We start from the raw sequence: 23409 nt of genomic DNA, 5'->3' as shown, positions 1-23409 counted from the left end.
GGCGTTCGTTGTGTTGGAGTCGATTCCGTTGACTCCGGCGGGCAAGTTGGACCGACGCGCACTACCGTCTCCGACGCTGGCGTCGCACTCGGTGTTCCGTGCCCCACGGACGGACAACGAACGACGAGTGGCCGCGGTCTTCGCGGACCTGCTGGACTCGCCGAAGGTCGGCATCGACGACAGTTTCTTCGATCTCGGCGGAAACTCCTTGGTCGCAACACGATTGATCGCTCGGGTGAACGCCGATCTCGGTTCGTCTCTGCGGGTTCTCGATCTGTTCGAGGCGCCGACGGTCGTCGGGTTGACCGCTCGTGCCGAGGACACCGCCGGCTCGTCGAATCGTCCCGCGCTGGTTCGCGCGGAGCGGCCGGACGTGGTTCCGCTGTCGCTCGCCCAGCAACGGATGTGGTTCATCAACCAGTTCGACACGCAATCGGCTGCCTACAACATCCCACTGGCAGTGCGGTTGTCCGGTGCCGTGGACGTCGCGGCGCTCAGCGCAGCGGTGACGGACGTGGTCGAACGCCACGAGAGTCTTCGAACCGTGTTCCCGACGGTGGGCGAGCTTCCTCAGCAGGTAGTGCTCGACGCGGCCGACGTCGATCTGTCGCTGGACATGGTGTCCATCGACGAGAGCGCACTGGCCGGGCACGTGTCGTCCGACGCTGCACGCGGCTTCGACGTCACGACCGACATGCCGATCAGAGCTACGCTCTACCGGCTCGACGGTCGTGAGGATCGGCATGTGCTGGCCATCGTGGTGCATCACATCGCGGCCGACGGTGCCTCCATGGCGCCGCTCGCCTCCGATGTGATGATCGCGTACTCGTCCCGGGTGGCCGGTGAAGTTCCGGCCTGGGAACCGTTGGCAGTTCAGTACGCGGATTACTCGCTGTGGCAGCGCGGACTGCTGGGGTCGGAGTCCGACTCGGAATCCCTGATGTCCCGCCAGTTGGCGTATTGGTCCCGAGTACTGGCGGATGCGCCCGACGTTCTGCCGTTGCCTCTCGATCGACCGCGCCCCAGCACTCAATCCGTGGCGGGCGCAACGACGAGATTCGAGATTCCCGCGGAACTGCGGTCCGAGCTCGTGCGGCTGGGCGCCGCACACGACGCGACACCGTTCATGGTGTTCCATTCCGCACTGGCGCTCCTGTTGGCCAGGTTGAGTGGTACCGAGGACATCGTGGTGGGTACGCCGATCGCGGGTCGTGGTGAGGCCGGGTTGGATGCGTTGGTCGGTATGTTCGTGGGAACGCTGGTGTTGCGGACGGAGGTGTCGGCGCACCTGTCGTTCGTGGAGTTGTTGGCGGCGACGCGGGCAGCGGATCTGGCTGCGTTCGACAACACCGATGTGCCGTTCGAGCGGTTGGTGGACGAGTTCGCGCCGTCGCGGTCGACGGATCATTCTCCGTTGTTCCAGGTGTTGTTGGAGTTCCAGAACAATCAGCGGGCGCACCTCGAGCTACCCGATCTGACGGTGAACATCGAGGAAATCGACACCGACACCACCAAGTTCGATCTCCAGCTTCGGATCGACGAAGCAGCGGGGGAGAGCGGCACGTCGAGTGCGGCGTTCACGTACTCCACCGCCCTGTTCGACCCAGACACCATCGAGCGTTTCGTCGATCGTTTTCTCCGGTTGCTCGAGTCGATCACCCGTGCGCCGCAGGCGCCGCTTCGGGATCTCGACATCCTGTCGGTGTCCGAGCGTGACACCGTGCTCGCCGTATGGAACTCCACCGAGCACCGGCTCCCTCCCCAGGTCGGATCGGACCCGACGCTCGGCAGCTTGTTCGACCTGCAGGTCGCGCGAAGCCCGTACTCGATCGCGCTGGTGTTCGACGACGAGCACGTGACGTACCGCGAGCTGGACGAGCGTGCCAACCAGCTCGCACGTCACCTGGTGTCGCTGGGAGTCGGACCGGAATCGCATGTAGGACTGGCGATTCGACGGTCCACCGATCTGCTGGTCGGCATGTACGCCATCATGAAAGCCGGCGGCGCCTACGTACCGATCGACCCGGACCATCCCGTGGACCGATCCGCGTACGTCATCGACAGCGCGCAGCCCGTCTGCATCCTGACGACGAGCAGGGACTGGATCGACGTGTCGGTGGCCACTCCGGTCCTCGCCGTCGACCTGATCGATGTCTCGGACAGGGCGACGACTCCGCTGGGCTCGTCGGAGCGTCTCGGCGACATCACTGGCGCGAACACCGCCTACGTCATCTACACCTCCGGTTCGACGGGGCGGCCGAAGGGCGTGGCCGTCTCGCACGAGGCCATCGTCAACCGGCTGCTGTGGATGCAGGACCGGTACCGGCTCGAGCCGTCGGACAACGTCCTGCAGAAGACTCCGGCGAGCTTCGACGTCTCGGTGTGGGAGTTCTTCTGGCCCTTGCAGGTCGGCGCCAAACTGGTCATCGCAGCTCCCGACGGTCACCGTGATCCGGAGTATCTGTCGCGGGTGATTCTGCGTGAGAGGATCACCACCCTTCACTTCGTGCCGTCCATGCTCGCCGTTTTCGTCGACGGTGCGCACGCCGAGGACTGCGAGTCGCTGCGCTTGGTGTTCTGCAGCGGCGAGGCTTTGCCACCTGCGACGGTGGAGGCATTCGCTGCCTTCTCGGATGCGCAGTTGCACAACCTGTACGGTCCTACCGAAGCAGCGGTCGACGTGACGTCGTACCACTGCGTCTCGTCGGATCCGGTGTCGATTCCGATCGGTGCTCCGGTGTGGAACACGCGCACCTACGTCCTCGACGCGTCGTTGAAGCCTGCGCCGATCGGTGCACCGGGTGAGCTCTACCTGGCAGGTGTCCAACTCGCACGTGGTTACGTCGGTCGCGGTGATCTGACAGCCGATCGCTTCGTCGCCGATCCGTACGGTGAACCGGGCGAACGTCTCTACCGCACAGGCGATCTCGTGCGGTGGCGCGCCGACGGCAACCTCGAGTACATCGGCCGAACCGACTTCCAGGTGAAACTCCGCGGACTGCGAATCGAGTTGCCGGAAGTAGAATCGGCGCTGCTTCGCCACCCATCCGTCGCGCGCGCCGTGGCCGTCGTGCACCGCACCGTCTCCACGGGCGAGGCTCTGGTGGCCTACGTCGTGCCCGTGCGGGGAGCAACCGTCGACGCAGCCGAGTTGGCACGCGCCGTCGGCGAGTCCCTTCCGGCGTACATGGTGCCGTCGCTCGTGGTCGAACTGGCCGAGTTCCCGCTGAACTCCAGCGGAAAGCTCGACCGGAAAGCCTTGCCGGACCCGGTGTTCACGCTGACCGACGACGAGATCGTCGCACCGTCGAATCCGGTCGAGGAGATCATCGTCGGAGAGTTCGTCGCGCTTCTGGGCGGAGAACCCATCGGCGTCACCCAGAACTTCTTCGCCGTCGGTGGCAACTCTCTCGTCGCGATGCGAGCCGTGGCGCGCATCAACTCGGCTCTCGGATCGAGCCTGACCGTTCGCGATCTGTTCGACTCGCCGACCGTGCGTTCGCTGGCTGCGGCCGTCGAATCGCAGGGCTACCGGACCGACCCGAAGCCTGCACTGGTTCCAGTGGAGCGACCGGCGTCCATCCCGGTTTCTCTTGCACAGCAGCGTATGTGGTTCATCAACCAGTACGACACATCGTCCGCTGCGTACAACGTGGCCTTCGCGATGAGGCTGACCGGCCGGCTCGATACCACCGCACTGCGCAGTGCACTGGGTGACGTCGTCGACCGCCACGAGGCCTTGCGGACCGTCTTCCCTCTGACCGACGAGGGTCCCGTCCAGTCGATTCTGGAATCGCACCAGGCGCTGCCCGATCTGAATCCGATCCCGGCCGAGTCCGAGGACGATGTCCTTCGCCTCGTCACCGAGGTCGCATCCGAAGGATTCGACGTTGCCAGAAGTGTCCCCGTCCGAGCTCGACTGATCGAGGTCGGACCGGAGGATCACGTGCTCGCGTTCGTCGTGCACCACATCTCCTCCGACGGATTCTCGACCGGTCCGCTCGCTCGGGATCTGATCGTCGCCTACAGCGCGCGTACCCAGGGCGAGGCGCCGACGACGTCGGCTCTGCCTGTGCAGTACGCGGATTACTCGCTGTGGCAGCGCGCCTTCCTGGGTGAGGAATCGGACACCGATTCCGTGATGAACAAGCAACTCGGCTTCTGGGTGGACACCTTGTCCGGAGCCCCGGATGTTCTGGACCTCCCGTCGGACCGTCCGCGTCCGGCCGAATCGTCCTTCCGCGGTGCGGCAGTGGAGTTCTCGATCGACTCCCAGGTCCACGCACGGATGACGGAGTTGGCCACGCTGCGCGATTCCAGCGTGTTCATGATCGTTCACGCGTCGCTCGCGGTGCTTCTGTCCGGCCTGTCCGCGTCGTCGGACATCTCGGTCGGTACACCGATCGCCGGTCGCGGTGACGCCGCACTCGACGATCTCGTCGGAATGTTCGTCAACACACTCGTTCTGCGGACCGAGATCGACGCCGCGCGGTCCTTCCGCGACCTGCTGGCCGATGTCAGGGCCACCGACCTCGCGGCGTTCACTCACTCGGACATTCCGTTCGAGCGCGTCGTCGATGCGCTCGATCCCGTCCGGTCCACCTCGCATACCCCGCTGTTCCAGGTGATGCTGGAATTCCAGCACACGGATCGCCCGAACATCACTTTGCCCGGGTTGAACGTCGAGGCAATGGATCTGGCGAACGACATCGCCAATTTCGATCTGCAACTGACCGTGTCCGAGCGCTTCGACGCGTCCGGACAGGCTGCCGGTATCGAGGCCTCCTTCCGGTACGCCACCGACCTGTTCGAGGCTGCCACCGTCGACACGTTCGCGCACCGATTCGTTCGAATCGTGGACGCGGTCACCTCGGACTCCGGCGTTGCCGTCGGCGACATCGACATACTGTCCGCGGACGAACTCGACGCGCTGACGCCCGTTCGCGGCGCCACGCCGATGCCACCTCGGCTGTTGCCCGAACTGCTGGCGGACTCCGTCGCGTCCGCAGGCGAGTCGGCCCATGCGCTCGATGTCGACAACGGGGTCATGACGTACGGGGAGTTGGACGCTCGGTCCTCCCGACTGGCTCGTCTGATCGTCGACCACGGTGTCGGCCCCGGTGACGTGGTTGCGCTCGCACTTCCGCGTGGCGTCGACTCCATCGTCGCCATCTGGGCCACGGCGAAGGCCGGAGCGGCGTTCCTGCCTGTCGACCCGACGTACCCAGCAGACCGAATCACGCACATGATCACCGATTCGGGTGCTGCGCTGGGACTGACGACGCTCGCCGACAACTCCGCACTGGCGGCGTTGTCCGACCGTGTCGTCTGGGTGGTTCTCGACGACCCGCGCTTCCAGCACGTGACGTCCACGTTCTCGACCTCTGCGATCACCGACGCCGAGCGTGTGGAGCCGCTGCGAATCGACGACGCTGCGTATCTGATCTACACCTCAGGGTCGACAGGTGTGCCCAAGGGCGTGGTGGTGACCCACCGCGGTCTGGCCAACCTCGCCGCGGAAGAACGTTCACGGTTCGAGGTGGAGCCGGGATCGCGTACGTTGGCGTTCGCCTCACCCAGTTTCGATGCGTCCGTCCTGGAGTTCGTACTTGCGTTCGGTGCCGGCGCGACAATGGTGATCGCACCGTCCGGGATGTACGGCGGCCCGGACCTGTCGAACTTGATGCGCGACAAGCACGTGACCCATGCCTTCGTCACTCCTGCGGCGCTGGCAACGGTCGACCACACGGAGTTGCCGGAACTGCGCGTCATCGCAACCGGCGGCGACGCATGCCCGCCGGAGTTGGTGTCCAAATGGGCGCCCGGCCGGAAGATGTTCAACGCGTACGGACCGACCGAGGCCACCATCTTCTCGTCGATCAGCAACGAGCTCGCCCCCGGCGGCGTCGTGGACATCGGTTCTCCGACAATCGGTTTCGCCGAGGTCGTACTCGATTCTCGTTTGCGGCCGGTGCCTGTCGGTGTACCGGGTGAGCTGTATCTTGCCGGTCCGGCTCTCGCCCGCGGTTACCACGGTCGACTTCCGCTGACGGCCGAGCGCTTCGTGGCGGATCCCTACGGTGAACCGGGGAGCCGGATGTATCGGACCGGCGACGTCGTTCGCTGGAACCGGGCCGGTGCACTGGAGTTCGTCGGTCGCAGTGACTCGCAGGTCAAGGTGCGCGGTTTCCGCATCGAACTCGGCGAGATCGACGCGGCAGTCGGTGCGCACGACGGTGTCGACTTCGCGACGACAGCCGGCGTCAAGGGACCGGCCGGCAACACCATCCTGGTGACCTGGTTCGTCGCCGCGGAGTCCGCGTCGCCGACTGTCGATGCGGCGATCCTGCGCGAGCACGTCGCCGCGGTGTTGCCCGCCCACATGGTCCCCACCGCGTTCGTTCGGCTGGAGTCGATTCCGCTGACCCCTGCGGGCAAACTCGACCGCCGTGCGCTTCCCGAGCCCACGTTCGACGGTCCGGCCGACATCGGCCGAGCGGCGGACACCGCGATCGAGAAGCTGCTGGCTGGACTCTTCGCCGAAGTTCTCGGCCTCGAGCAGGTCGGTGTCGACGATTCGTTCTTCGCTCTCGGCGGAGACAGCATCATGTCCATCCAGTTGGTGTCGCGGGCCAAGGCAGCAGGCCTGGTCCTGTCGCCGCGGGATGTGTTCGAACGCAAGACGGTTGCCGCACTCGCCGAGGTCGCGTCGTCCGCGGACGGCGACTCGGTCACGGTGCTGGAAGAACTTCCGGGCGGCGGCGTGGGTGACGTGCCGCTCACGCCCATCACCCAGTGGATGATCGACCGGACGCACGTGTTCGATCGCCACACACAGACGGCGCTGCTGACCTTGCCGGACGACATCGAGCGATCCGCACTGGAAGCGACCGTACAGTCGGTGCTCGATCATCACGACATGCTGCGCGCGCGCCTTCGTCACGAGGACGAGCACTGGAGCATGGACGTGCAGCCCATCGGCTCCGTCGCGGCTGCCGCGGTGGTGCACCATGTCTCGGTCGGCTCCAGCACCGGTGACGAGTTCTCCTCGGTCGCCTCGGCCGAGCTCGAACGCGCAGCAGCACGTCTGGCCCCGGCGAGCGGCTCCATGATCCAGTTCGTCTGGTTCGAAGCCGCCGACAAGTCCGGACGACTGTTGATCGTCGCGCATCACCTCGTCGTCGACGGCGTGTCGTGGCGTGTATTGGTTCCCGACCTCGCCACGGCATGGGCACAGCTCGAGGCCGGTGAGGCGATAAGCCTGCTTCCCGTCGGTACGTCGATGCGGCGTTGGGCTCACGGTCTCGCCGACGCGGCGGAGTCCCGCCGGGGCGAGCTGGCGTTGTGGAAGGACACACTGTCCGGGGACGATCCGCTGGTCGGTTCGCGAGCGCTCGACCCGGAAATCGACGTGTACGCCACGGTCGATCACGTCGAGGTCGAGCTGTCGGCCGACGTGACCGAGGCATTGCTGACATCCGTTCCGGAAGTGTTCCACGGCAGCGTCAACGATGGTTTGATGGCCGGTCTCGCGCTGGCCGTCGGCGCGTGGCGACGTGCACGAGGTATCGAGACCCAGGATTCGCTCGTCTCGCTCGAGGCCCACGGACGCGAGGACCACATCGTCCCCGGCGCGGACCTGTCTCGTACCGTCGGATGGTTCACCACCATCTATCCGGTTCGAATCGATCTGCGCGGCATCGATGTCGACGACGCGATGAGCGGCGGTTCGTCGGCCGGCGCGTTGATCAAATCCGTCAAGGAACGACTTCTCGGAATTCCGGACCACGGCATCGGCTTCGGTATGCTCCGCTACCTGGACGACGAGTCGCGAAACGTACTGGCACCCTTGACGTCGCCGCAGATCAGCTTCAACTATCTCGGACGGTACGGCGCGGGAATTCCCGAGAATCTTCGCGGCGTGGGCTGGCTCCCGGTCGAGGACGACAGAATCGGCGATGTCCAGAACCAGGATCTACCGGTCTCGGCCGCCTTGGACATCAACGCAGTCACCACCAGCGGAGAGCGCGGTGACGCCCTCCGCGCCACGTTCGCGTACCCGTCGGGAGTGCTCGAACGAGACGACGTCGAACAGTTGACGACCCTGTGGGTGAACGCTCTGACGAGCATCGCCCGGCACGCGCGCAGTGCAGGCGCTGGTGGGTTCACCCCGTCGGACCTCGATCTCGTTGCGCTACCGCAGAGTTCGATCGTCGACATCGAGAAGCGGTATCCGACGTTGACCGACATCTGGTCGATGTCTCCGTTGCAATCGGGCATGCTCTTCCATGCCGAGCTGTCCGATCAGACGGTCGACGCCTACATCGTCCAACTCGTCATCGAACTCGGCGGCTCGGTCGATGCGGACCGGTTGCATCGGTCCGCTCAGGTTCTGCTCGATCGCCATGCCAACCTCAGGTCGGCCTTCGTTCACGACCTCGACGGCAACGCCCTGCAGGTCGTTCAGCGAAGCGTCGACGTTCCGTGGTCGGACATCGACCTGCGGGACGTGCCGGCAGAGGGCAAGGACGCCGAGCTCGATCGCATCCTCGCCGCCGACCGCGCAACCCGATTCAACATGGCCGACGCACCGCTGCTGCGGTTCACGTTCGTCCAGGTCGCCGGAGGACAGTGGCGACTCGTGCTGACCAACCACCACATCCTGATCGACGGTTGGTCGACGCCGCTCGTCATCCGCGAGCTGCTGACTCTGTACGCGACGGACGGCGACGACGCGGTGCTCCCTCGGGTGCCCGCTTACCGCGACTATCTGGCGTGGATGAACAGGCGCGACGGCGAAGCCGGTCGTCAGGCCTGGATCTCGGCGCTCGAGGGACTGTCCGAGCCGACTCTCCTGACCCCGGTCGAGAGCCGGCGACAGGAATCGACCCGAGCCGGTCGTGCGCTGACGTCGTTCGACGCGGCGGACACCACTGCGCTCCGCGTGTTCGCTCGGGACCGTGGTGTCACGATCAACACCCTGGTACAGGCAGCGTGGGGCACAGTGCTCGCGACGCTGACCGGACGCACCGACGTCCTGTTCGGCGCGACCGTGTCCGGGCGGCCGCCGGAGATCAACGACATCGAATCGATGATCGGCCTGTTCATCAACACTCTCCCGGTTCGAGTGACGCTCGATCCGCGGGAGTCGTTGAGCGAGTTCGTCATCCGTCTGCAGAACGAGCAGGCAGGTCTGCTCGACCACCACTACCTCGGTCTCACCGAGATCCAGCGGGCCGTCGGTCCAGTGGTCGCCTTCGACACACTGACGGTGTTCGAGTCGTACCCCGTCGACCGCGGTGGACTGTCCGACGAGACCGACATCGCAGGGCTGCGGGTGTCGGGAATCGTCGACGGCAGCGACACCGCGCAGTATCCGCTCACGTTGGTCGCGATGGCCGACGATCGACTGCACGTCGAAGCGAAGTACCTGCCCGAGGTGTTCGAGCAGGATGCCGTGGAGACCATTCTCGGCAGGATCGTGGCCGTCCTGGACGCGTTCGCGACCCAGCCGGAACTACCTGTCGGGCAGCTGCAACTGTTGTCCGAGTCCGAGCGTGACCTTTTGATCCCGGTACACGGCGCGCAATCCGTTGCCGGACGACTGTTGTCCGACGTCTTCGCCGACGCCGTGAACACAGCCGTCGGCACCGGCGGTGTCGACGCGATCGCCGTGGTCGCGGGCAACGAATCCGTGACGTATCAGGAACTGGACGCGCGATCCTCGCGAGTTGCCGACGTGCTGCGCTCGCGCGGTGTCCGCCCGGGCACCTATGTGGCGGTGGGACTGCAGCGTTCCATCGAGTACGTCGTCTCGGTATGGGCTGTGGCGAAGGCCGGCGGAGCGTTTCTCCCCGTCGATCCGTCGTATCCGCAGGATCGCATCGAACACATGTTGACCGACTCCTCGGCACCGGTGGGTATCTCGGTGGCTCGGTACACCGACGTGCTGACCGAAGCGGGGCGGGAGGTCGACTGGATCGTCCTCGACGAGATCGACTGGTCTGCATCCGAGTCGACTTCTGTGGCAGTCGACGGCCGACGGCCGGACAGCCGGGCAGTTCCGTCGCTGGACGATGCGGCGTATCTGATCTACACCTCGGGATCGACAGGTGTGCCGAAGGGCGTGGTGGTCACGCACCGCGGTATCGCCGATCTCGCCGAGGAGGAGCGGACCCGCTTCCGGGTCACCACCGACTCGCGTGTGCTCGCCTTCGCGTCGACGAGCTTCGATGCGTCGGTGCTCGAGATGGTGTTGGCGTTCTGTGGCGGCGCAACCATGGTCATCGCGCCGACCGACGTCTACGGCGGCGTCGAGCTCGCAGCGGTGCTGGCCGAGAAATCGGTGACCCATGCGTTCGTGACTCCTGCTGCGTTGGCGTCGGTTGATCCATCGGGTCTGGACGATCTGCAGGTCGTGGTGACGGGCGGCGACGCCGCCGGTTCCGAGTTGGTGGAACGGTGGGCCCCGGGCCGCGATCTGTTCAATGCCTACGGACCGACGGAAGCGACCGTGTTCGCGTCGCTCGGTACACCCATGCGTCCAGGTGCACCCATCGATATCGGCTCACCGGTGCGCGGATTCTCGGTTGTCGTTCTCGACTCCATGCTGCGGCCTGTTCCGGTGGGTGTGGTGGGTGAGTTGTATTTGTCGGGTCCTGGTGTGGCTCGTGGTTATCATGATCGTTTTTCGTTGACGGCGGAGCGGTTCGTTGCGGCGCCGTTCGGTGGTGGTGTGCGGATGTATCGCACGGGTGATGTGGTGCGGTGGTCCGGTTCGGGTGTGTTGGAGTATGTGGGTCGTAGTGATTTTCAGGTGAAGGTGCGTGGTTTCCGGATCGAGTTGGGTGAGATCGATTCGGTGGTGGTGGGTCATGGTGATGTGGATTTCGTGACGACGGTGGGTGTGGATGGTCCGTCGGGTGCGACGGTGTTGGTGTCGTATGTGTTGCCGGTGGTGGGTGCGGTTGTGGATGTGGAGGGGTTGCGGGAGTTCGTGGCGGGTGTGTTGCCGTCGCATATGGTTCCGTCGGCGTTCGTTGTGTTGGAGTCGATTCCGTTGACTCCGGCGGGCAAGTTGGACCGACGCGCGCTACCCGTCCCCGACCTGTCGCGTGGGGCAGAGCATCGCGATCCGACGACGGATACCGAGCGAGCGATAGCGGACGTGTTCGCCGAGGTTCTCGGGCTGGACTCCGTCGGTGTCGACGACAACTTCTTCGATCTCGGTGGTGACTCGCTCAGTGCCACCAGGGTCACTTCGCGGGTGAACTCTGCCCTGGGCAGTTCGGTGACTGTGCGTGCGCTCTTCGAATCACCCACCGTCGCAACGTTGTCGCTGCGAGCGCAGTCCGACGAATCCGCCGCGGATCGACCCCCGTTGGTGCCTGCGGTGCGCCCGGAGATCGTGCCGTTGTCGCAAGCACAGCAGCGGATGTGGTTCATCAACCAGTTCGACACGCAATCGGCTGCCTACAACATCCCACTCGCGGTGCGCTTGACCGGACATCTCGATGTCGAAGCGCTCGGGGCAGCGGTCTCGGATGTGGTTGCGCGGCACGAGAGTCTGCGTACGACGTTCCCGATGGCGGGTGAGCGGCCGAGGCAGCACATCCACTCGGTCCCCGACGACCGTTTCGTCCTCGATGTCCTCGATGTCGTCGACGTGGACGCGGGCGATCTGACGGCACGGATCATGGCGGATGCATCCCACGGGTTCGACGTCACGACCGACATGCCGTTCCGTGCCTCGCTGTACCGGCTCGACGGTCGTGAAGACCAGCATGTGTTGGCCATCGTCGTGCATCACATCGCGGCCGACGGTGCCTCCATGGCGCCGCTCGCCTCGGATGTGATGATCGCGTACTCGGCGCGGGTGGCAGGTTCTGCCCCTGTCCGCGAACCTCTCGCGGTGCAGTACGCCGACTACGCACTGTGGCAACAGGCTCTTCTGGGTGACGAGTCCGACTCGGCGTCACTGGCCGCACGCCAACTGGCCTTCTGGGCGCGCACGCTGGCGGACGTACCCGAGGTTCTGCCGCTGCCGATCGACAGGCCACGGCCGAACCAGCAGTCGCTTCGCGGTGCCTCGGTACCGTTCCATCTCTCGTCCGACACCCACGCCGCGCTGACCGAGATCAGCCGGCGCAATGGGGCAACGATGTTCATGACCGTCCACGCAGTCTGGTCCGCTCTGTTGGCCAGGTTGAGTGGTACCGAGGACATCGTGGTGGGTACGCCGATCGCGGGTCGTGGTGAGGCCGGGTTGGATGCGTTGGTCGGTATGTTCGTGGGAACGCTGGTGTTGCGGACGGAGGTGTCGGCGCACCTGTCGTTCGTGGAGTTGTTGGCGGCGACGCGGGCAGCGGATCTGGCTGCGTTCGACAACACCGATGTGCCGTTCGAGCGGTTGGTGGACGAGTTCGCGCCGTCGCGGTCGACGGATCATTCTCCGTTGTTCCAGGTGTTGTTGGAGTTCCAGAACAATGAGCGCGCGCACCTCGAGCTACCCGATCTCGTCGTCGACGGAGTCGACATCGATGCAGGCATCGCGAAGTTCGATCTGCAGTTGACCGTGTCCGAGAACTTCGACGACGACGGCGTTCCCTCCGGCATCGACATGGCATTCACGTACGCCACCGATCTGTTCGACGAGTCGACGGTTCGGGAGTTCGTCCGACGGTTCTCGATGCTCGTCGACGGCGTGACTGCTGCCCCCGACCGCGCCATCGGCGATGTCGACATGCTGACGGACGACGAAGTTCACGCGCTCACGGTGGACTGGAATCACGAGGGATCGACTCCGTCGAACGACACTCTGGCGCAGCGTTTCGAAGCGTCGGCTGCACGGTTCCCGGATCACACTGCGGTGGTGTTCGCCAGTCGCCGCTACACCTACGCCGAGCTGGACGGGCGGTCCAATCAGCTTGCCCGTCACCTCGTGTCGCGAGGAGTCGGTTCGGAAACCCTGGTCGCGGTGGCGATGCCGCGCAACGCCGAACTGGTCGTCGTCCTGCTCGCGGTCCTCAAGGCAGGCGGCGGTTACCTGCCGGTGGACGTGACCTATCCGGCCGACCGGTTGGCGTTCATGCTCGAGGACGCTCGGCCGGTCTGTGTGGTGTCCACGATCGCCGATGTCACGGCGGTGCCGACCGACGAACTGACGACCGTTCTGCTCGACGATCCGTCCGTGGTCGAGGTGCTCGACGGTCTCGACTCGGGTCCGCTGACGCCGGACGAAGTCGGTGGACTCGTCGACGCGGAGTCGATCGCCTACGTCATCTACACCTCGGGCAGTACGGGCCGCCCCAAGGGCGTGCAGGTTGCGCACTCCACGGTGGCCACGCTGTTCGAGAACACCGTCGACTTGTTCGAGTTCGACGAGACCGATGTGTGGACGATGTTCCACTCCTACGCCTTCGACTTCTCGGTGTGGGAGCTGTGGGGGCCACTGCTCTACGGCGGCACCCTCGTGGTCGTCGACTACTACACCGCTCGGTCGCCGGAGTTGTTCCGAGAGTTGCTCGTTGCCGAACAGGTCACGGTTCTGAATCAGACCCCGACGGCGTTCTACCAGTTCGCCGAGGTAGACCGTGTCGCGCCTGCAGATTCCGCAGGACTTGCGTTGCGGTACATCGTCTTCGGCGGTGAAGCGCTCGACCTCGGTCAGCTCGGCCGGTGGTACGCACGCCACCCGGAGAACGCTCCGACGTTGGTGAACATGTACGGAATCACCGAGACCACCGTGCACGTGAGCCACCTTGCACTGACCGAGCAGTTCGCTGCCTCGGCGTCGGCGAGCGTCATCGGCCAGGCGATTCCCGGGCTCTCGGTGTCGGTCCGCGACAACAGGTTGCGGCTCGTTCCGCCTGGAGTGACCGGCGAGATGTACGTCTCGGGTGGCCAGCTGTCCCGGGGATACCTCGGACGCGCCGGACTGTCGGCAACGCGTTTCGTCGCCGACCCGGACGACACCGACGGCGCACGGATGTACCGAACGGGCGACACCGCTCGATGGAACCGCGAAGGTCGGCTCGAATACCTCGGTCGTAGTGACATGCAGGTCCAACTGCACGGGTTCCGTATCGAGCTCGGCGAGATCGAATCGGCTCTGCTCGGAGTCGACGGAGTTGCGCAGTCCGTCGTCTCGGTGCGCGACGACGGGGCCGGTGATCGACTGGTCGGATACGTCGTTCCCGAGGCCGGGCGCACGCTCGACGTCGCAGGTGTTCTCGACGACGTCGCCTCGTCGTTGACGTCGTACATGGTGCCTGCGGCACTCGTCGTGCTGGCGGAGCTCCCGCTGACCGCGAACGGAAAGCTCGACCGCAAAGCGCTACCCGCGCCGGACTTCTCGTCTCGGGTCACTCAGAGCCGGGCACCCGCGTCCGAGATCGAACACAGCCTGGCCGCGCTGTTCGCCGAGGTGCTCGGGCTGGACACCGTCGGCGTCGACGACTCGTTCTTTGCTCTCGGCGGAGACAGCATCATGTCGATTCAGCTCGTGTCTCGCGCCAAGGCAGCAGGTCTCGTCATCGCCCCCCGCGACGTGTTCGAGCGCAAGACCGTCGCCGGTCTCGCCGAGGTGGTGGCACTCGTCGGCGACGCCGACGTCGTCGTGCTGGAGGAACTGCCAGGAGGAGGCGTCGGAGATCTACCTCTGACTCCGATCGTGCAGTGGATGCTCGAGCGGAGCGAGGAGTTCGGTCGATACACCCAGACTGCACTTCTGCAGCTGCCGAAGTCCATCGACCGGTCGACTCTCGAGAGCACGGTCCAGGCGATTCTCGATACCCACGACATGCTCAGGGCACAGCTGTATCGCGACGACAACGGCGTGTGGACCGAGACGGTCGCGGCCGTGGGCTCGGTCTCGGCCACCTCGGTGCTCCACCATGTGACGGTCGACGACGTGTCCGGCGACGCCTTCTCGGCACAGGCTGCTGCGGAACTGGATCAGGCAGCGGACCGACTCGATCCGTCGACCGGCCGCATGATCCAGATGGTCTGGTTCGAATCTCCCAGCGGTGCGGGCCGCTTGCTCGTCGTCGCACACCACCTGGTGATCGACGGTGTCTCGTGGAGAATTCTGGTTCCGGATCTCGCGTCGGCGTGGTCTCAGGTAGTAGCGGGGGACCAGCCGGCACTTGCTCCCACCGGCACGTCGATGCGTCGCTGGGCAACCGGACTGGTCGACGTCGCCGCCGAGCGCACCGACGAACTCGCGTTGTGGACGTCGATCCTCGACGGACCCGATCCGCTGATCGGAGCTCGTGCGCTCGACCCCACAGTGGACGTCGACGCTACGGTCGAACGCATCAGGGCGTCGTTGCCGGTCACCGTCACCGAGCGCTTGCTCACCACAGTCCCGGAGAAGTTCCACGGAAGCGTCGGCGACGGTCTGCTCGCGGGCCTCGCACTGGCGTTGATCGCCTGGCGCAACGAACGCGGCGCCGATGGCGACACGCCGCTGAGCGATGCGTTGTTGAGCCTGGAAGGGCACGGACGCGAGGACGGCGTCGTACCCGGTGCCGATCTCGGCCGCACGATGGGATGGTTCACGACCATCTTCCCGGTCCGCCTCGACCTGAACGGAATCGACGTCGCCGACGCCTTTGCCGGAGGGTCGGCTGCGGGCGAGGCGATCAAGGCCGTCAAGGAACAGTTGCTGGCCATCCCGGACCACGGCATCGGGTTCGGTATGGCGCGGTACCTCACCGACGAAGGCCGGGCCGCGCTGGCCGGATTCCCGAAGCCTCAGGTCAGCTTCAACTACCTGGGTCGATTCGCCACGGGCAGTTCCGAGGGAATGGACGACGTCGGCTGGATCCCGGTGTCCGACACCACGCTCGGCGATGCACAGAATCCCGACATGCCGGTGCCGGCGCTGCTGGACATCAACGCGGTCACCAACACCACCGACCAAGGTCCGGTACTGGACGCGACGTTCGCGTTCCCGTCCGGCGTCCTCACCGCACCCGAGGTCGATCGCCTGGTGGAACTGTGGGTGGAGGCACTGACAGCACTGACCACTCACGCCGACGCGCCCGAAGCCGGCGGGTACACACCGTCCGACCTCGAGCTCGTCGACATCGATCAGCCGACGATCAGCGCTCTGGAAAATCGATTCCCGGATCTCGACGATGTCTGGTCGATGTCTCCGCTGCAGTCCGGGCTCCTGTTCCACGCGAGACTCGCAGGTGAGGTCGCCGCGGATGTCGCACTGGAGGTCGATACGGGCGTCGACGCCTACATGGTGCAGCTCGGACTCGAGCTTCGCGGCGTCGTGGATGCGGATCGTATGAAAGCCGCGGCACAGACGTTGCTCGACCGGCATGCGAACCTGCGAACAGCGTTCGTGCACAACTCGAACGGTGATTCGGTGCAGGTCGTACAGACGGGGATCCACGTGCCGTGGTCGCACGTGGACCTGTCGGGTACGCCGGATCCCGACGCAGCGCTCGACTCGGTGCTCCGGCAGGACCGCGCACGCAGGTTCGCGCTGGATCACGCTCCGCTGCTTCGGTTCACGCTGATCACGAAATCCGTCGGTGCGGACGGCACGGGGGAGTGGCGCTTGCTGCTCACCAACCACCACATCCTGCTCGACGGCTGGTCCACGCCGCTGCTGATCAAGGAACTGCTGACGTTGTACGCGACGGCCGGCGACGATTCGATGTTGCCCCGCGTTCCCGCGTACCGCGATTACCTGAGCTGGATGCGGCGCCGGGATGCAGCCGCATCCAAGGCGGAGTGGGTTCGGGCATTGTCCGGTGTCGAGGAACCGACCTTGCTGGCCGACGCGGATCGCGGGCGGAAGCTCGAGGCCGTGTCCGTCGAATCGACGCAATCGCTGTCGAAGGAGACCACCGCTGCCCTGCGGGATCTGGCAGCGCACCGCGGCGCGACGCTCAACACCATCGTGCAGAGCGCATGGGGCGTCGTACTGGCGGCACTGACCGGTCGTGACGATGTCGTCTTCGGGGCGACTGTCTCGGGTCGACCACCGGAGATCCCCGGTATCGAATCGATGATCGGTTTGTTCATCAACACACTGCCGGTGCGCATCTCGCTCGATCCGGCCGAAGCCGTCGGAGATCTCGTCGACCGGGTACAGGTGGAACAAGCGAGCCTGCTCGATCACCACTACCTCGGCTTGACCGATATCCAGAGGGCCGCCGGAAACGGTGTCTCGTTCGACACCCTGACGGTCTTCGAGTCGTACCCGGTGGACAAAGCCGGGCTGTCGGAGGACACCGACATCGCCGGGCTGAAGGTTGCCGACGTTCTCGGTACGGATGCAGCGCACTACCCGTTGACACTCGTCGCGTCCGTGGACGACAGGTTGCACCTGAAGGTCAAGTACCTGCCCGAGCTCTTCACTGCCGACGACGTCGAGCGGATCATCGCGCGTATTTCTCGGGTTCTGCACGCCGTCGTCGAGAACGACAGAACGCCGCTGGCCCGTATCGACCTGCTGGCCGAGTCCGAGCGCGCTGCCCTCGCACCGGTCCACGGACCTCGGGGACGTTCCACCGTCCTCCTCGGTCACATCTTCGAGAACGCAGCGAAGAAGTCCACCGGCCGGGTCGCGTTGCGGTTCGGTACCGAATCGCTCGGCTACGACGAACTGGACAGCCGTTCCACTCGCCTCGCTCGGCTGCTGCTGCAGCGCGGCGTATCCGCCGAGTCGTTCGTCGCGCTCGGTCTTCCACGCTCGATCGAATCGGTCGTCGCTGTCTGGGCCGTCGCCAAGACAGGTGCAGCGTTCGTTCCGGTCGACCCGGGATATCCGCGAGATCGCATCGAACACATGGTGACCGACTCGGGCGCCCAGTTCGGACTGACGATCGCCGACAGGCTCGGGGACCTCCCGAAAACTGTCGCCGACGGCATGCCCTGGATCGTGCTCGACGATCCAGCGACCGACGCCGAGCTGCAGGCCATGCCTGCCGAACCGCTGGCGGAACACGAACGTGTCGCCGGCCTCGGGGTCGACAGCACCGCCTACGCCATCTACACCTCGGGCTCGACGGGTCTGCCCAAGGGCGTCGTGGTGACGCACTCCGGTCTGGAGAACTTCGCGCACGAACAGGCCGAGCGATACTCGGTCACGCCCGAGTCGAGAACTCTGCACGTGTCGTCGCCGAGCTTCGACGCGTCGGTGCTCGAATATCTGCTGGCCTTCGGTGCCGGAGCAACGATGGTCATCGTGCCGCCGACGGTCTACGGCGGCGAGGAACTGCACCGAATCCTGTCCGACGAAGCCGTGACGCACGCGTTCATCACTCCGTCGGCGCTGGCGTCGGTCGATCCCGGTGGCCTGGAGACGTTCGCTCACGTGGTCGTCGGCGGTGAGGCCGTACCGGCAGAACTGGTGTCCAAGTGGGCCCCGGGACGCAAGCTCTACAACGGGTACGGCCCGACCGAAGCCACCATCATGTCCAACATCAGTGATCCACTGGACGCGTCGGCTGCTCTGACGATCGGTGGTCCGATCCGAGGCGTCCACGAGGTCGTGCTCGACAGCAGGCTGCAACCGGTACCCGTGGGCGTGACAGGTGAGCTGTATCTGGCCGGCGTCGGTCTCGCCCGGGGATACCACGACCGTCCGGCTCTGAGTGCGGAGCGTTTCGTGGCCGATCCGTTCGGTGCTCCCGGTGAGCGGATGTACCGCACGGGCGACCTCGTCCGCTGGAGGAGTGGAGCCCGCGGAACGACCATGGACTCGGGTGGAGCCCGCGGAACGACCATGGACTCGAGTGCAGCCGGCGGAACGACCATGGACTCGAGTGGAGCCGGCGGGAGTTACACGATCGAGTATGTCGGGCGGAGTGACTTCCAGGTCAAGGTGCGCGGCTTCCGCATCGAGCTCGGTGAGATCGACGCGGTGCTCGCCACGCATCCGGCTGTCGATTTCGTTGCGACGATCGGCGCCGAATCACCTTCCGGTGCCACCGTTCTGGTTGCGTACGTCCGTGCGTCGACGTCGGGTTCGACGCTCGATCACGGTGAGCTGACGGCGCACGCGTCCGAGCGGCTACCGGGGCACATGGTGCCGTCTGCGTTCGTTCAGCTCGACGACATCCCGCTGACTCCGGTCGGCAAGCTGGATCGGCGCGCGCTGCCGACGCCCGAGTTCGATTCCGACGGTGTGGATTTCGTCGCACCTCGGACGGACGCCGAGGCATCGGTGGCCGAGGTGTTCGCCGAGATCCTCGGAGCAGACCGCGTGGGTGCGCTGGACAACTTCTTCGATCGCGGTGGTGACTCGCTGTCTGCGACTCGGGTGATTGCCCGTGTCAATGCCGAATTCGGGACTCGGATCGGCGTGCGCAGCATTTTCGAGGCTCCGACCGTGGCGGGACTCGCCGGCCTCGTTGCCGGATCGGCGGGAGATTCCGGCGGACGTCCGGTCTTGCGGTCCGTCGAGCGGCCTGAGGCGGTACCGCTGTCGCTGGCCCAGCAGCGCATGTGGTTCATCAACCGGTTCGATCCGGCCTCGCCCGCATACAACGTTCCTCTGGTCGTGAAACTCACCGGGTCGTTGGACGAGTCCGCGCTAGGAGCAGCTGTCGCGGACGTACTCGAGCGGCACGAGTCGCTGCGTACGACGTTCCCGAACGTCGGGCGGTCGCCCGCACAGGTGATTCACTCCGCCGCGGAGGTCATCTCCGAGGTGACGGTCGAATCGGTGCGTGACAACGAACTGGTCGACGCGCTCGGTCGCTTCGCGGGCCGCGGGTTCGACGTCACGACGGAAATCCCGATTCGTCTGGCGCTCTATCGAACCGGCGAGGACTCCCATGTGCTCGCCGTGGTCGTGCACCACATCGCGGCGGACGGAGCTTCGATGGCACCGCTCGCACGCGACGTCATGGTCGCGTACTCGTCGAGGACGGCGGGTTCGGCACCGGCGTGGAGTCCCCTCGAAGTGCAGTACGCCGACTACACGCTGTGGCAGCGAGAACTGCTCGGCTCCGAGGACGACGAGAACAGCGTCGCCGCACAGCAACTCGGATTCTGGCGAACCGCCCTGCGCGGTACACCTGATCTGCTGCCCTTGCCCACCGACCGTCCACGTCCGACCAACCAGGACTTCCGCGGTGGGCGCGTCAAGTTCGACATCGATGCAGATCTGCATCGTCGGGTGGTGGAGTTCTCCCGTGACCGCGGTGCGACGATGTTCATGGTCGTGCACAGTGCGTTCGCGGCGACACTGGCCAGGCTCAGCGGAATCGACGACATCGCGATCACCACACCGGTCGCCGGTCGCGGTGAGGCGGCGCTGGACGACCTCGTCGGCATGTTCGTGAACACTCTGGTCCTGCGCACGGTCGTCGACGGTGCGGAGTCCTTCGAGTCGTTGCTCGGCCGTGTCGTCGAGTCGGACCTCGAAGCGTTCGGCCACACGGAGATTCCGTTCGAGCGTGTCGTGGAAGTCCTCAACCCGACTCGGTCCACGTCGTACGCTCCGCTGTCGCAGGTTGCGCTGTCGTTCCAGAACAACACAGCTGCACGGTTGGACCTACCGGAGCTGACCGTCGAAGGCGTCGATTTCGATGTGCCGGTTGCCAAGCAGGACCTTCAGTTGCTGCTGGCGGAGACGTTCGTCGACGCCGGCGAACCCGCCGGTATCGACGGTGCATTCGACTTCGCGACGTCGCTGTTCGACGCTGCGACAGTTCAGACGTTCGCGGACAGATTCGTTCGTATCCTGCGCGCTGCCGTGTCGGCACCGTCCGCACCGATCGGGGATGCCGACGTGCTCGGCGAACACGAGCATCCGGCCCTCGCGCCGGCCAGGGGCGAGGCGGGCGGTCCGTTCCGGACGTGGCCGATGATTCTCGCCGACGCTGCCGCCGCGAACCCGGACGGTATCGCCGTCGAGTACGGCGACGTCGAATTGTCCTACCGCCAGTTGGACGAGTGGTCGACCCGTATCGCGCGGATGCTCATCGATTTCGGTGTCGGGCCGGAGACGTTCGTTGCGCTGGCTCTGCCGAGGTCGATCGAGTCCATTCTGTCCATCTGGTCCGTCGCGAAGACGGGTGCCGCGTTCCTACCCGTCGACCCGAACTACCCGTCGGATCGCATCGCGCACATGCTCGACGATTCCCGTGCGCCGATCGGACTGACCGTAGGAGACCACCGAGATTCCCTGCCGGACAGCATCACCTGGCTCGTGGTGGACGACGAGGATTTCGCCGCCGACATCAAGCGGTACCCGACCTCGCCGGTGACCGACTCGGACAGGGTCACTCCGCTTCACCTCGACAACCCCGCATACCTGATCTACACGTCGGGATCGACCGGTCGACCGAAGGGCGTCGCGGTGCGGCACCGAGGCCTGGCGAACCTCGAGGACGAGGTCACGTTGCGTTTCCACCCGACGCAGCACTCCAGGATCTCGCACATCGCGTCCCCGAGTTTCGACGCATCGATCTACGAGTTGACGATGGCGTTCGGCGTGGGCGCCACCATGGTGATCGTTCCTCCCGGTGTCTTCGGCGGCGACGACCTGGCCGATCTGCTGGAGCGCTCGCGGGTGACGCACGCCTTCCTCACGCCGGCTGCGCTCGCGTCGATCGACCCCACGCGCCTCGGCGACGTCGGCGTCCTGGCGGTCGGTGGCGAAGCGTGCACTCCGGAACTGGTGGCACGGTGGGCACCGGGCCGAATGATGTTCAACGGCTACGGACCGACGGAAACGACGATCCAGGCCAGCGTCGGCGGCCCGCTCGTACCGGGACGGACGATCGACGTGGGCAGCCCGGCGATCGGGTTCCGCTTCCTCGTGCTCGACGCCAGACTTCGGCCGGTGCCGGCGGGCGTCGCGGGTGAGTTGTACATCGCCGGACCGGGAACGGCCCGCGGTTACGTGGAGAGGTTCGCCTTGACGGCGGAACGGTTCGTTGCCGACCCGTACGGCGAAGCGGGCGAACGCATGTACCGGACCGGCGATGTCGTGCGGTGGGTGAGCTCGGCGCACGGAGACGAATCGGGTGAACTGAAGATCGAGTTCGTCGGTCGCAGTGACTTCCAGGTCAAGGTCCGTGGCTTCCGGATCGAACTGGGTGAGATCGACTCGGTGCTCACCGACCACCCTGCGCTGAACTTCGCTGCGACGATCGGGCACACCGCGCCGTCGGGCGACACGGTGCTCGTGTCGTACGTTCGAACGATCTCCGGGGTCGAGGTCGGGTCCGTCGAGGTCACCGAACACGTGGCGACGGTTCTTCCCCGACACATGGTTCCGACGGCAATCGTCTTCCTCGACGAGATTCCGCTGACGCCCGTCGGCAAGCTCGACCGCCGTGCGTTGCCGGTGCCGGAGCTGACGGCGTCCACCGTGCCGTACCGCGCGCCGTCGACCGCAACCGAACAGGCGGTCGTGGATGTGTTCGCCGACGTCCTCGGTGTCGAGCGCGTCGGAGTCGACGACAACTTCTTCGACCTCGGCGGTACGTCACTCGTCGCAACCCGAGTGGTACCGGCGTTGGAATCTGCGACCGGTGTGAGGGTTCCGCTGCAGGCACTGTTCCTCGATCCGACGCCGGCCGGACTTGCGGCGCGGGTGGACAGCAGCGAGGACACGGCTGGGGCGGGCTTGAACAGCGCATTCGGTGTGGTCGTACCTCTCCGCGCAGAAGGCAGCGGAGACCCGCTGTTCTGCATCCATCCCGGAATCGGGTTGTCGTGGGGGTATTCGGGAATCGTCCGGCACCTCGCCGACGATCGACCGGTGTACGGCCTGCAGCTGCCGAGTATCACCGAGGGAGGGTCGTTCGATTCGATCCAGGCGCTGGCAGCTCGGTACGCGCAGGAGATCCGTCGGGTCCGTCCCGCCGGTCCGTACAACCTGCTCGGTTGGTCTCTCGGCGGTGCTGTCGCCCATGCGGTGGCGGTCGAGCTCCGGCGGGGCGGAGCGGATGTCGATTCGTTGACCATCATGGACAGCTACGTCGAGTCCGGTGACGACACTCCTCAGGGGAAGCTCAGCGTCGAGGAACTACTCGAGGGGCTCGGACTCGACCTGCCGACCGTCGCGTCGGATGGGCCGCTGACCTACGAGGGCGCTGTCGAATTGTTGTCGGCGTCGTTCGGACAGGACACCGGTCTGACCCCGGAGCACCTCGAGCGCATCAACGACGGTTTTGCCAATTCGACGTCGATCATGAGTCGTTTCGTGCCCGACGTCTTCGACGGGAATGTCTTGTTCTTCGCGGCAGGTCGCGGGTCGGGTGACGGGGTCGACCGCGATCCAGCGGTATGGAATGCATTCATCGAAGGAGAACTTGAAATCAGGACGATCGATTGTGCTCACAATCAAATGATCGAACCCGAAGTTCTTTCCGAAGTCGGCAATGTTCTGGAGAATTATCTGGCGAAATAGAGTGCTTTTCTCTT

Annotated in this window: 1 protein-coding gene; it reads left to right on the top strand. The window is 65.4% G+C overall.

Annotated features, from left to right (window positions below):
* A partial coding sequence (locus BH95_RS04780) for a non-ribosomal peptide synthase/polyketide synthase (RefSeq protein WP_442981364.1) occupies positions 1 to 23395 on the top strand: 23395 nt, incomplete at its 5' end.
* Positions 23396 to 23409 lie beyond the last annotated feature (14 nt).

It is taken from the genome of Rhodococcoides fascians A44A (genome assembly GCF_000760735.1).
Taxonomy (GTDB): domain Bacteria; phylum Actinomycetota; class Actinomycetes; order Mycobacteriales; family Mycobacteriaceae; genus Rhodococcoides; species Rhodococcoides fascians_E.
Note: the sequence above shows the minus strand (reverse complement) of the source record. Positions and strands in the feature narration are given on the sequence as shown.